Annotated in this window: 11 protein-coding genes; 4 read left to right on the top strand and 7 right to left on the bottom strand. The window is 43.6% G+C overall.

Features of this window, described 5'->3' with window-relative positions:
• Positions 1-28: 28 nt before the first annotated feature.
• The gene (locus tag BLP33_RS02205; RefSeq protein WP_090524442.1) at positions 29-961 is read left to right on the top strand and encodes a Ppx/GppA phosphatase family protein; all 933 of its coding nucleotides are present in this window, start codon (positions 29-31) and stop codon (positions 959-961) included.
• Here BLP33_RS02205 and BLP33_RS02200 read toward each other — a convergent pair.
• From BLP33_RS02200 to BLP33_RS02185, 4 genes are read right to left on the bottom strand one after another with little or no spacing between them, the layout of a single operon-like run.
• Complete coding sequence (locus BLP33_RS02200; RefSeq protein WP_090524440.1) at positions 958-1275, bottom strand: hypothetical protein; 318 nt, start codon at positions 1273-1275, stop codon at positions 958-960. The two genes, BLP33_RS02205 and BLP33_RS02200, sit on opposite strands and share 4 nt — an antisense overlap.
• Entirely contained in the window at positions 1272-2669 is a 1398-nt protein-coding gene (locus tag BLP33_RS02195; RefSeq protein ID WP_090524438.1) for a radical SAM protein, read from the bottom strand. The genes BLP33_RS02200 and BLP33_RS02195 overlap by 4 nt, the downstream gene beginning before the upstream one ends.
• Positions 2662-3414: a prolipoprotein diacylglyceryl transferase gene (locus tag BLP33_RS02190; RefSeq protein WP_090524436.1), complete on the bottom strand. Its 753-nt coding sequence runs from the start codon at positions 3412-3414 to the stop codon at positions 2662-2664. The genes BLP33_RS02195 and BLP33_RS02190 overlap by 8 nt, the downstream gene beginning before the upstream one ends.
• A gap of 22 nt (positions 3415-3436) precedes the next feature.
• Positions 3437-4144: a carboxypeptidase-like regulatory domain-containing protein gene (locus BLP33_RS02185; protein WP_090524435.1), complete on the bottom strand. Its 708-nt coding sequence runs from the start codon at positions 4142-4144 to the stop codon at positions 3437-3439.
• A 160-nt stretch (positions 4145-4304) separates the two neighbouring features.
• Here BLP33_RS02185 and BLP33_RS02180 point away from each other — a divergent pair, with 160 nt between their 5' ends.
• The 3 genes from BLP33_RS02180 to BLP33_RS02170 all read left to right on the top strand — a co-directional run bounded on the left by BLP33_RS02180 (position 4305) and on the right by BLP33_RS02170 (position 11835).
• Positions 4305-6290 (top strand): M1 family metallopeptidase, encoded by a 1986-nt coding sequence (locus BLP33_RS02180; RefSeq protein WP_090524433.1) that lies wholly within the window; start codon positions 4305-4307, stop codon positions 6288-6290.
• 630 nt (positions 6291-6920) lie between these two features.
• On the top strand, positions 6921-11618 hold the full coding sequence (locus BLP33_RS02175; RefSeq protein WP_139159912.1) for a T9SS type A sorting domain-containing protein: 4698 nt from the start codon (positions 6921-6923) through the stop codon (positions 11616-11618).
• Between the two features lie 16 nt (positions 11619-11634).
• Positions 11635-11835, top strand: coding sequence for a hypothetical protein (locus BLP33_RS02170; RefSeq protein ID WP_090524429.1), 201 nt, complete (start codon positions 11635-11637; stop codon positions 11833-11835).
• 48 nt (positions 11836-11883) lie between these two features.
• Here the strand turns inward: BLP33_RS02170 and BLP33_RS02165 are convergent, their stop codons facing one another.
• The 3 genes from BLP33_RS02165 to BLP33_RS02155 form a co-directional block, all read right to left on the bottom strand.
• On the bottom strand, positions 11884-12549 hold the full coding sequence (locus tag BLP33_RS02165; RefSeq protein WP_090524427.1) for a DUF4136 domain-containing protein: 666 nt from the start codon (positions 12547-12549) through the stop codon (positions 11884-11886).
• A gap of 212 nt (positions 12550-12761) precedes the next feature.
• Complete coding sequence (locus BLP33_RS02160) at positions 12762-13334, bottom strand: Maf family protein (RefSeq protein WP_090524425.1); 573 nt, start codon at positions 13332-13334, stop codon at positions 12762-12764.
• A 171-nt stretch (positions 13335-13505) separates the two neighbouring features.
• Entirely contained in the window at positions 13506-14027 is a 522-nt protein-coding gene (locus BLP33_RS02155; protein ID WP_090524424.1) for a KdsC family phosphatase, read from the bottom strand.
• Positions 14028-14130 lie beyond the last annotated feature (103 nt).

The following is a 14130-nucleotide window of genomic DNA, read 5'->3' as shown; positions in this document are numbered from 1 at the left end:
ATTTTCGGGGATTATTTATTTTAGCCGTATGAGTAAACGCGTTGCAGTAATGGACCTGGGTACAAATACTTTCCATTTATTGATTGCCGAAGGCGATAACCATGACTACCATGAAATTGTACATATCACTGAAGCCGTTAAACTTGGCGAGGGCGGCATTAATAAAGGGTATATTTTACCCGAAGCCTTTCAGCGCGGTGTAAACACCATGCAACGCTTTCAGGAACTTATACAGGCCAATAATGTTGACGGCGTTAGGGCGATAGCAACTTCGGCCCTGCGGAACGCTTCAAACGGAAAAGATTTCGTCAAAGAAGTGGAAGCAAAAACAGGAATTGTTATCGAAATAATCGATGGCGAACAGGAAGCTGGTTTTATTTATAACGGTGTAAAATTAAGTGGTTGCCTATCGGCTAAAAACTCGCTCATTATGGATATTGGGGGCGGCAGTGTGGAGTTTATTTTAGGCAATACCGATAAAATCCTGTGGAAACAAAGCTTTGAAGTTGGCGCGGCACGCCTCATGGACCAGTTCCACCATACAGACCCTATCCCTCCGGCATCTATCGAGGCCATGAATTTGTATCTGGAGGATACGCTGAATGATCTGTTCATTGCCACCTCCGGTATTGAAATAGATACCCTTGTTGGCTCATCCGGCTCGTTTGAAACTTTTGCCGGGCTCATAGAAACCGAAAAAGCAAAATCATTTGATCTCAAGAGTATCCAACACTATGATTTTGATGAAGAAGAATTGCTAACCATCACCAATAAGCTCATCCTCTCAAGCCATAAAGAAAGATTGGGTAATCCGGGGATTATACCCGTCCGGGTTGATATGATCGTAGCTGCTTCCTTAGTTACCCGTTTTATTATGCATGCGCTGGATCTTCATAAGGTGAGCATGTGTACTAATTCATTAAAAGAAGGAGTTTTGGCGGGGATGTTGGAGCGCGGTTAAATTCCGCTGATGCTTAACATTCCTACACAGGTCGAAAATCCGATAATTAAAATCATTAAAGCGCTAAGCAACCAAATCCAACTTTTATTTACAATAGCTAATATTACACCTGTAAAAAAATGGATACCTATAAAAAACATATCAAAAATAGCACCACCGTCTTTATTTGTAATAGTACAAATAATGGTATATGCAGCAAGCACTAACAGATTGTATCCCACTATTTTCATTGCAGGTGGTCTCTTTCCCTCATTATTAACGGGAACCTTACTATTCGTTTGAGATTGTATATTATTATTGTCGCCTTCGATCATACCAAAATTTCTCCTCTTAATTGTTCCAGATATTCCCGCTTATCATCCCTGTAAAAAATGTTCATCGTTTCAAAAGGGATGATCTGCATATCTTTATTTACGATGTGTACACATGATTTTTTGATAGCGCGCACATCGAAATTTTGCGCATCTATAAATTGCATGATGATCACCCTGAACAGATTATCGTAGCTTAAACTTGGCGCGTCAATTTCAGGCAGGCAGCATAACAACGAGTGCAGATGTTCTTTAGCTTTATCAACCGAATTACCCGTGCTGAACATATTGAGCAGATGCCCTTTCAGGCGCTCATCATTTTCATAAACAATGGTATTTTTTGAATTATCTAACAGGTCATCCGGGTTTATCATCCGGGTCAGCGGGATCACTTCCCCTCCCAATTTAAGGGCATAACCCATCACCAACGCATCCGGGTTGCAGGGTACCGGGATCAGGTCGTTTTTATTGAATACACTGGTTTGTTCAAGTATCGCGTTACGTACTTCGGTTAGGGTGTAGCGGTCGGTTTGTTCATTAAAATTCTCTAACCTGCCGGCCTGTTGCGTAGGCTGGAAGGTTACGCCGCGAACGCAGGGTTGCTTCAACGCGTATTCAATAATTGTCCCTAATTCATCAGTATTTAAACCTTTTTGCAAAGTAACTACCAATGTCGTGGACAAATTGTACTTGTTAAGGTTTTCAATGGCCTTTTGCCTTACCTCACGCAAATCCTCTCCCCGCAGTTGCTCCAGCGCTTCTTTTTTAAAAGAATCAAACTGTAGGTAGATCTCAAAATCGGGCATGTATGTGGCCAGCCGCTTTACAAAATTTTCATCTTTAGCTATGCGGATGCCGTTGGTGTTTACCATTAAATGCTTAATGGGCTTTGTTTTGGCAATATCCAGGATTTCAAAAAACTGCGGATGCACCGTGGGTTCTCCCCCGCTAATCTGCACCACATCCGGCTGACCTTCATTTGCTACTACTACATCCAGCATCTGTTCAACTTCGGCCAAAGTACGGTGCCTGCCGTATGTGGGCGATGACATGGCGTAGCAGGTAGGGCAGCTTAAATTACATCGGTCTGTAACCTCCACAACGGTAAGGCATGAATGCTGCTCATGATCCTGGCACAGGCCGCAATCATAAGGGCAGCCATAATGCGTTTTGGCATTGAACTTAAGCGGCATCTCACTTCGCTTTGCATAGTTGCGGCAGTTTTTATAATATTCCACATCTGTGGCAATCAGCACCTTTTCAAAACCATGCAGGCGGCAGTTTTTAAGCATGTAAACCTTATTATCCTCAAAAACAATCTTGGCATCAACCCGTCGTAAACAGGTAGAGCAGATGCTTAACGTAAAATCATAGTATATATACGGGCGTTCAGGCATGGTTTACAAACAGCTTTTTAGGGTATAAAAATACTTTATAATAATACAAAATACCGGCGATAGAAACCAACTGAATTACCGACAAACCAAAACTGAAAAAATAATCGGGCTTAATAAATTCAACCAGTAACCTGAAGACAAGGTAACTTGCCATAAATATTTTAAATCTCCCGCCATCGGCAAAACGGTGATCTTGTTCTATAAACTTCAGCACAACCCAGAGCATCAGCCAAAATATAATCTCATACAAATTTGTGGGATGCCTGCGGATGCCGTCACCAAAATCAATAGCCCAGGGCAGGTTGGAGGCTATGCCATAAGTCCCATCTTCCAGCCCGGCTAAAAAGCACCCGGTACGGCCAATAACCATAGCCAGGATCAGCGGATAAACCATCAGATCGCCGGATGACGCGGTTACGCCCAACTGCTTTTTGGTAAGCTCAACACCTATTAACCCACCAAGCATCCCACCCACTATGGTTTTATTGCCCATAATATAGATGATATTGAAATGCGAAAACAGCAAAGGCGGATTTTCAAAGATCCCAACCAGGTGCGAGCCGATAAATGCACCTGCCGCCGCGCCAATAAAGATGATGAGCCTGTGTTCAGTACTGATCTTATCTGTCGAATGTTTACGTAGCCACGCGTAATACCGGTAACCTAAAAAGTACGAGAGTGTCTCGCAAATAAAATGTACGGGAATTGATGAATTGCCTAAAGGTATATTTACAGGAAAATGCAAGTTTAGCTTTTATAATAAAGCCCTAAAATATGTTTTTTATTTTATGCCACAGGCGATGAATAAAAGAATGGCGCACAAATACACCTCCTACCACAACAAATTGTTCAGTTAGCGGTTCCGGCTCTAATTCTATTTTTATTTGCGACCTGTCAGCTATGTCGGCAAGCCTTATTTCCTGTGTCTTAAAACCGATAAAGCCAACAACAAGGGTATCTGCCTCCGAAAGTTCCAAAAACTTAAATTCGCCATCAACATCAGTGCTTGCACTTTCACCGTTTTTACAACGGACTGTAGCGCCGGGAATCGGAACATTAGTCCCTTTTTCGGTTACAAGGCCTTTTACTAATATTTGAACACCGGTAGGGACAGGTATGAGCAAATTGCTTTTACGTTGAAACTCTCCCTGCTCAAGGCTGTGCCTGGTTTTGGCTTCAGCTTTTTCAAGCTGGGTTAAGCTTATTATTGCTGCTGTCAGGATACCAATCCATGATAAGGATCGCTTTTTATTTGCGCCAATACCCGCATTAATTTCAATCAGCTGCATTTGGCCAAATCTGCCGCAAACATTATCCTTTGCCGCAAGAAGTTTAATGGTCTCGTCATTGCTCATTACCGTAAAATCGATAACCGTTTTGCAGCAGTGATAACAATAACGACCGCTGTTAGCGGGTACCATCTGTGACCATTGCTCGTGGCAGGGTTTAGGTATGCTGATTTGTTGAATAGACATTATACCAACGTTTTAATTGATAAATATATTAATTCATCCGGGTGATTAAGTAGTTTATTATAATGATGCTACCCGGCATAAAATTCCATAATTATTTAAAACTTTTTTAACAAACTGTTTTCCGGCCATCCTTTGTATATTGGGTGCTTAATTGCACACCATGAAATTAAAATTTATCGGCATTGGTTTACTGTCGGTTTTAGCACTCGGCGCATTCGCGCAAAAAAGGAAACTCAATCCAAACGATACGTCGTCAAACTATAACTCGGCGGATGCTTTCTCGCCTATGTTTTATACCGAAAAAGGTAACGATTTCCATTCGGCTAATGGCGCACCCGGACCAAAGTACTGGCAAAACAGGACCGACTATAACCTGAAAGTTACCCTGGATACCGTAAAGAAAACAATCAGCGGTACTGTGGTGATTAACTATACCAATAACAGCCCGGATGCATTGCCATACCTTTGGCTGCAGCTTGATCAAAATACTTATAAACAGGATGCCCGCTCTAACTTTTTCACAGACCATGCGCCCAGCGCCGACCAGCATACCAGCGGCTATCAGATAGAATCCGTATCGGTTGATAATGGTGATGTGGTTAAACCTGTACCTTATGTAATTACTGACGCCCGCATGCAGGTGCGCCTTGCACATCCGCTGCAAAAAGGTGCAATAAAGCTGCGCATCAATTATCATTATACCATTCCGGGCGCTTTTGGAGGCCGTACCGATTACTGTGATACCAAAAATGGCAAGATCTACGAAATTGCGCAGTGGTTTCCCCGGATGTGTGTTTATGACGACAGCCACGGCTGGGACACCCTGTCATTTTTGGGCAGTGGTGAGTTTTATTTAGATTACGGCGATATCGATTACCAGGTAACCGTACCATGGGATATGATCGTAGCAGGCTCAGGCGAATTACTTAACCCAAAGGAGGTTTTGACCGCTAAACAAATAGCCCGCTTAGATCAAGCCCGCAACAGTGATAAAACCATCATGATCCGTGATTTGGCCGAAGTTAATGATCCGGCCAGTCGCCCGGTTAACAAGGGCACCCTCACCTGGCATTTCAAAATGCTCAATACCCGTGACGTTGCCTTTGGTGCATCAAAAGCTTACATATGGGATGCAGCGAGGGTGAACCTGCCCGGCGGTAAAAAATCATTGGCGATGAGCGTTTACCCGGCCGAAAGCTATGGCAACGATGCCTGGGGCCGGGCCACCGAGTATCTCAAAAAATCAATTGAATACTTTTCTGAAAAATGGTTTGTATACCCTTACCCGGTAGCCATTAACGAGGCCGGTATTGCCGGCGGCATGGAGTACCCGGGTATTGTGTTTGATGGTATTACCGATAAAGGCAGCGTGCTTTACTGGGTAACAGCCCACGAGATAGGCCATAACTGGTTCCCGATGATTGTAGGATCAAACGAGCGCCGTTATGCCTGGATGGATGAAGGCCTTAACACCTTTATCGATATATATGCTTCCGATGCCTTTAATAAAGGCGAATATGCCCCTAAACGTGATAGTGAGTATGCTCCCGGCGGTGGCAACCCTGCCGATGAAATTATCCCATCATTGCTTGATCCGCAATCGCCAAGTATTATGACGGCTCCTGATGCCATCCCCGAAAAATACCGCCATCCACTTACATACTATAAGCCGGCATTTGGCCTGGTACTACTGCGCGAACAAATATTGGGTAAAGACAGGTTTGACTATGCCTTTAAAAATTATATCAACCAATGGGCTTTTAAACATCCGCAGCCTGACGATTTTTTCAGGTCGATGGAGAACGGGGCCGGCGAAGACCTTTCCTGGTTTTGGAAGGGCTGGTTTTATAATAACTGGCTGGTTGATATAGCGCTTATCGACGCAAAATATGCAGGTAAAGATGCATCCAAAGGTATCACCATCAAAGCAGTAAACAAAGAGCAGATGCCCATGCCGTTTACTGTTGAGGTTAAATTTAAAGATGGCAGTAAGAAACGCTTTTACCTGCCGGTTGAAACCTGGCTGCAATCCGGGCAAATAACCTATACACTGCCTACTACACAGGAAGCTGAATCGGTGACCATTGATCCCGACAACGCCCTGCCTGATCTTAACCGCGGCAATAACAGCCAAAAGGTTAAATAAAGTGTATAACGCCAGGTGTTCAATTTTTTAATGTGGAACACCTGGCGTATTTTTCAAAACAAACAAGCACTGATTATCAAACACTTACATTTTATATAAAATACAAATTGAACACATATGCATTGATAATCAGAATATTACAATTCCGTACCACAAAAAGTTGAACACCCGTTTTTTTAAAAATTGAACACTTATCCGACGCCACTCTGAAACACCCCATGTAGCGTATAGTCATCGTCACATTAACTTCAGTTGACTAATTGTTAATGGTGATGATTGTTAAAGACACATACCCCCCGATCAAACCTGAACAGTTTTTTACCGGAAACCAAAATCCTCACTCCTAACAGGAATATTTTGAAATAGTTATCGTTGCGCAGTGATTAATTAGCCCTTACTGTAAGTTAACAGCCTGCTTATTGATTAAAAGCATAGTAGAAAATATTCCCCAAAGTGTGTAAACAATAATCAATAATTAATTTCTTCAAATTTTCCATTTTTTCAATAAAAGACATCACGACTGATGCCATTGGCAACACAAACCCATATTTGAGTTGAAATTTGTACTTTAATCCCGTTTTTATTGAATCAGCATCATTATTGACATTATTTGCCCGAAACCCTATTAATTTGAAAACACAATTACGCTGCGTTTTATTTACCGGATATCTGCTATGCCTGATCAGCGCAGTTGCGGCCCAGGAAACCAGCGATAACCTTACCTACTATTACAATAACTTTGAAACTTCCTCTGCCGGTACTACAACATCATTAGGAGCAACCGGGGTTGGTAATGCCACCCGCACAAGTTCATCGGTTACCATAGATGCATCAACTACAAGTCCTTTAAACGGCTCGGTAAGCCTGCGATCCGCGGTACCTGCAACCAACGCTATTGGCGCTATCAGGTGGGATTTTGTCGGAAGCGGCACATCAGGTAGCGTAGATCTTACCGCCAATGATTTTGAGTGGAACTTCATTTATAAAAACAACAGCAGTACAGGCCCCTCTGATCCCGACGTGATGGCTGTTGGTAACAATACCTGGCGTTATTGGCTTATTGCCAATGGCTATACCACCAATAATATGCAGGGTATTTACATAACCCACACGGGTACTACACTTAGCTTGCGGTACAGGTATGACAATGGCACTTTTTCAGGCCATTATAACGAGCTCCTTAACGCTACAATGGCCAATGATCAGCAAACGTACATGATCAAAGTGCAACGTTTGAAAGATGGCCGCTGGGCAATTTTTAAAGATGTTTTTGTGGCAGGCATGACTACGGCTAAAACGCTTGTTGCTTCAAGTACAAGCACAACAGGCGGCAGCTACAGCACATACTATTATTCCTATCTCGAATCAACATGTACTACTGCCGGTCGCTTCCAATGGGATAATTTTGATATGTATACCCGTGTGCTTCAATTTACCACCACAGGTGCAAACGGAACGGCTAATAATGTAACGCAACCTGCTTATTATGAAAGCGAAAGTGTAATCCTCTATGGCCTCAAAATAATATCAAGGGGCAACTTTGTTATCAACCAACTGGTAATGAACACATCCGGTGCAGGGTTCGAGGCCTATTTCAATAGTTCAGGGAGCTTATACCGATCAGATGATTCGTATTATTCTACCTCGTCTGATGCATTGATAAGTTCAGTAACTTACACCGGTAACGCTATACAAGACTATAGTGTGGGCGACCTTATCTCAAGCTCGGGCAATACAGATGGATCCTATTCTGTCCCCGGCTATTATTTTTATACAGGTACGGTAAAAAGCCAGCTCAATTATGGTGGCAGCCCTACAGGTACTATTACTGTCACCAGCATTAATACCCTTACGGGGAATGGAAACAGCTCGGCCATTACTTATACGGGACCCTCGTCAAATGGTAATATCATAACTTTTGCAAATGCAATTGACTGGACAGGCGCTTCAGACAATAACTGGAACAATACCGGTAACTGGAGCTCCGCAACGGTGCCAACTTCTGCTAATGTGGCACGCATAGGCGTTGTTTCATTTAAAAACCAGCCTATTGTTCAAAGTAGCGTACCCAGCATAGCATCCATGGTATTTGGCCCTTTAACCAGCACCCTATTCGGGTCTCCGTCAATTACCTTAACCATCAATAACACCTATTCGCTTACAGTAAACGGCGCCATCACACAAAACCACAACAGCAGCAGCGGTGATGTAACAACAACCATTACAGGTACAGGGAATGCAACATTAAGCTGCAACTCATTTATAGTGGGCGATAATACAACACCACCGGCGCCAAACATATTTACCTCGCCAACATCAAATACCACTACCATCAATACCACAGTCCCTGTATTTAATATCACCAATTCGTTATCGTTAAATACTACCTCGTCGGCAATTGGCTATTACGCCTTGGGGTTCCTGCAAAACTATTCGGTAAATAATGCGGCATTTCATCTAAATTCCGGATCATTAACTGCAAGCAACATAGCCACCACCAATTCAAACTATGTAAACAGGAATGATGGTATAGTAACTGTAACCAACGCCGCATTAGTTGATATGGATACCGGTACCGGCGCCTCCACATTAACTTTAACAGGTAATACCCCAATAAGTGCTGCTACAGGTGGCACTATCGATTTCACCACCGGCGGCACCGGCACCGGACTCGTTAACTACGCAGCTACCTCCGGCACGCAAACAATATACGCTACTAATGACAGCTTTATAGGTACAAACCCATCCAACTATGATAACCTTACCTTATCAGGGGCAGCAGCCAAAACTGTCGACGGAGGCGCGCTAACCGTAAGCGGAAACTGGATCACAAGCGGTGGTGCAATAGACCTTAACACGAACAACCCCGTTATAACCATTACAGGAACCTGGACCAATTCAGCAAACGTAACCCAGGGTTCGGGCAATATTAGCATTACTGGTAACGCTACTAACAGCGCTGTTATTACAGGCGGTTCGGGCACACTAACTTTCAATGGCGATTACACCAATACAGGTACATTTACGGCAGGTACCGGGACAGTTTTCTTTAGTAAAGCAGGCGCTCAATCTCTTACAGACAACAGCACCAACGGCACAAAATTCAATAATGTTACTGTTAATGGCAGCGGTATAAAAACCATGTCGGGCACGGGTAAATTCGCGGTATCATCCTCGGGTATACTTACTATGGGCGGTACAGCTACCCTTGCCGCCGGCGGTGTGTTAACATTAAACTCCGATGCAACAGGTTCGGCCACTGTAGATGCTATCCCTTCCGGAACAGCAATTACAGGCAATGTAAACGTACAGCGTTTTATAAGCGGTGGCAATTCATATAACCGGGGGTACAGGTTACTTTCATCTCCTGTTAATACAGGTTCAGCTGCCAAGGTAATCAGTGTAAATTACCTTAAAAACTCATCATGGATAACCGGTACCACAGGCACAACAGGCGGCTTTGATAAATCGGGCAATCCCACAATTTACTGCTTCAGGGAAAACATAGCCTCGTCGCAAGTGTCTTTTACAGCCGGTAATTTCAGGGGCATCAACAATATCAACTCCCCGCCAACTTATATTTTTGATACCGACGGCTCACATACCATACCTGTCGGCAACGGTTTCCTTTTCTTTTTCAGGGGAGACAGGACGGCCGCCGATCTTGCAACTTCAACAACCGCAAGCTATGTGCCCACCAACACCACTTTAACAGCAACAGGTACATTAAATACAGGTAACATTACAGTAACCAACTGGTACAGCGGCACAACCAGCCTCTTGTTCAGCAATACTACAGGCAGCCTGGTTAACGGATATAACCTGGTTGGAAATCCTTACGCGGCCACCATCAATTGGGAAAAATTTAACCGCAGGGGCACAACAACAACCGTTTCCGCCACATCATCAATTTACGGGGCCGGTTTCCCCTCAGAGGTATCTTCGGCTGCAACCCTATCTGCTCCGGGCAAAATATGGGTTTACAATCCAAAAACAAAGCAGTATGCCAGCTACATGCAAAAGGCCACTGCTATATCTACGGCAGATACGACTACCAATATTAACCCCGGTATTTCGAGCGATGGCTATGCAAGTAATATGATAGCCAGCGGGCAGGCGTTTTTTATACAGGCTACCTCAGCTTCGCAATCATTAACTTTCAGGGAATCGGCGAAGTCAACAACGCAACCAACGGCATCAAATCTGATAGCCTTATTAAGTGCCCCTGCTGATAAGGGGTTACAGAAGCTGGCGGCCACAGCTGCCGACATGGACATATTGAAGGCTGCCGAAGCACAATCAGCAGCATCACAACAAAATGCATCATCATTGGCCGAACCGATATTAAGGCTGCAAATGATAAAGGATTCCATTAATACCGATGATATTGTTATTGCGTTTAACAACGACGCCAGTACGGCTTTTGGAAATAGTAAAGACGCGGAAGACCTCGGAACCAATGGTGCACAGATAGCCTTGTCGGCCCTGTCAAGCGATAGCGTTAAAACCGTTATCCATCACCGGCCTTTCCCTAAAAAACAGCAGGAGATCATCCCCCTAACGTCTGACGCTACCTCATCCGGGCCATATCAATTAAAACTAAGAGCGCTTAGTAACGTACCTGCCATTTATGAAATATGGCTTAAGGATAACTTTACTAAAGATTCGCTGGATCTTAAACACAACAACATTTACAGCTACAATATTGATAAAAGTACCCCGGCTACTTTTGGTAAAAAACGTTTTCAGCTGATATTGCGCCAATCACCTAAATTGGGCCTGCGGCTGCTTGATTTTAATGCAGTAAAAGCAACCGGCGGCGCTAAAACAACCTGGATTGTTGAAAATGAGGCCAACTACACCACATTTACACTGCAGAGAAGCACCGATAACGGCAAAACCTGGGAAAACCTGGATGTGATAAAATCGAACGGTTTGGGAACTTACTCTTATACCGACCCTAACCCGGCAAAAGGCTTAAATAATTACCGTGTTCAGTTAACTGATTTAAACAATGATATCAGCCTGTCAAAAGAGCTGCCATTAATGTATGCCAATACAAAAAATAACATAAGCAATAGCCTGCTTACGATATATCCAAACCCTGTAACGGAAACATTAAACCTAACCATAGGGCAAACCAACGCTTCAGCAAACTATAATATTCAGTTAACTAACAGCAGTGGCGTGATACTGAAGGCAGTAAATATCACACAGCTTTACTGGAAAAACAACGTAACCGGTTTGGTACCCGGGACATATATCATAAGGGTTACCGATAACAAAACCAAGCAGTTGATTGGCACCGGTAAATTTTTAAAACAATAACAAGCGATTTGCGCATATGAAAAAAAAGTTCTTTTTAACCGCTCTTGTTTTTGCGGCCGCCACCCTAAGCTGTTTTGCCCAGTTAGATAATCCATGTGATAATGCCGACGGCGACGCTAACTGCCCGCTTGATGCCTGGGTTATTGTTTTAGCCGTAGCTGCCCTTACTTTTGCTGTAACCCATTTATACCGCAAACAAAAATCCCTCCAGGCTTAGCGCCCGAAGGGATTTTTGCATTAGTTCAATAATTGATCAGCAAATTTTTTATGCTTTTTTCATTGGCACCTGGTCTTGCTGTACCTGGTTAAGCTGTAGTTGTTCAATAATGCCGTTAACTACTTTGGGCAGTTCCTTTACAGTTTTTTGCGGGTTGTGCAGTTCGCCAACACCAAAACCACGCCATACCAGTTTGCGCGATTTGGTATCCATAATGTCGATAATCAGGGTACCTTCTTTGTAAGGTACGCGGGCATAACCGCCGCCGCCATAACCGTAACCATAAGGATATCCCCAACCCCAGCCGCCGTAGCCATAAAACGGACGATAGCCCCAGCCACCGCCCCAACCCCAGCCAAATCCTAAACCGAAGCCCGGGTAACCGCCATAGTAATAAGGATAAAACTCAGTTTTCATTCCCCGGCCGGTAACTGTGGTATAACTTACCAGTAAATCGGGGTTGTTTTCCTGGAATTTTAACCCTTTGTTTTCCAATGCCGAAATAGCCGCGTCCTTAACCTTTTCATCAGCCACTTCCTTTTTTACAACTGCGCCGGCTTTATTGGTCATGGTTGCAGGAGGCAGCCAGGCAAATGTACGGTAAGCGGATAAATCTGTTTTGTTTCGGGCTGCAGTGTAATAATTGTAACTGCTGCATGCAGACAAGGTGGCCACCAGCAGTAACACCAGCCCTGTATTAATAGTTTTTTTCATGACAAATTACTCCCTTTATTTAACACCTTAGACTATGCAGGAAACAAAGGTTTAAATTAAATAATTATTTATTTAATTGTACCGGAAAAAACACGCTTTATCAAAAAGTAACGATGTTTAGCGAAACTGTAACGACGAATAAAATGGTTTGCGAAAGGCACAAGTAATCCCCGCACAGGCAGCCGCACAATACTTGCGCCTGTATGTGAAATCTATTTGCTTAAGTTAAGCAATTGTGCATAAACCTTTTGGGTAGGTAAACCAACAACGTTGGTATATGAGCCTTCAATCCGTTCGATGCCTATCAGGCCTATCAACTCCTGGATGCCGTATGATCCGGCCTTGTCAAGCGGCTGATACTTATCTACATAATTACTGATCTCGGCATCAGAAAGCTTGCGGAAGAGCACTTCGGTAAGATCATAAAAATTGTTATAACGCCCTTTATATAACAAACATACACCGGTAATAACCTGGTGTACACGGCCCGATAGCATTTGCAGCATTTCGATAGCATGTGCGCGGGTTTCGGGTTTACCCAGTATCAGGCCATCAATACAAACTATAGTATCGGCAGTAAGTACTACCTCATCTCCTACCGTTTCGTCAAATGCTTCTGCTTTTTTACGGGCTATATGCAGGGCAACCTCTGTTGGGGTAAGCCCATCGGGGAATGACTCATCAACCTCTTTAAGCACAACCCTGAAATCAATATCCATAAGCCGGAGCAGCTCCTGCCGTCTTGGCGATTTTGATGCGAGAATTATGGGTGGGATGATGTTCATATTTTTAGTTCATGGTTGATGGTTCATAGATTATGGCAGCTGCATTGATTAGTTCGTAGCAAATGGTTCATAGATCATAGTAGCAACAAAACTATTTATAACCATGATCTGCCGGGTTAATTCCATGAACCATTATCTATGGACTATCGACTATGTACTATGGACCAAACCCTACCAGCTATACGCCTGTTTGCTCATCCATTTATCCTGAACCTTCAGCACCTTTTCAATGATATCGCGGGCACAGCCTTTGCCGCCGCCGTAGGGCGATACGTAAGCGCTAACCGCTTTGATCTCTTCAACAGCATCGGCAGGGCAAACAGGCAGGCCTGCAAGCTTCATCACTTCCAGGTCGGGAATATCATCACCCATGTATAATACATTGGTGGCAATAATGCTTTTTTCTTCCAGGTAGATCTTGAACCTTTGCGATTTGGTATGTGTGCCCATATACACATCCTGGATGCCAAGGCTGTTTAACCTGTACATGGCACTTTTTGAGCGGCTGCCCGATATCGCGCAAACATTATAACCGCATTTAACAGCTAACTGCAGCGCGTAGCCATCTTTAATATTAAAGGCGCGGCTTTGTTCGCCGGCTTCCGTTACAAAAACAGACCCGTCGGTCAAAACGCCATCCACATCAAAAATGAGGGTAGTAATATCTTTTAATTTATTCAGGAATGATTCCATGGTTGTGATTACACCGATTTTGTTTCGTGACTACACCGATTTGTTGAGGTGATTTCACCGATTCTTTGACTATAGAATGTTTGCTTCGTGCTAAACTGCTAAT

Source organism: Mucilaginibacter sp. NFR10, from assembly GCF_900100445.1.
Taxonomy (GTDB): domain Bacteria; phylum Bacteroidota; class Bacteroidia; order Sphingobacteriales; family Sphingobacteriaceae; genus Mucilaginibacter; species Mucilaginibacter rubeus.
The sequence above is the reverse complement of the archived record's forward strand: the minus strand, read 5'-3'. Positions and strand labels throughout refer to the sequence as shown.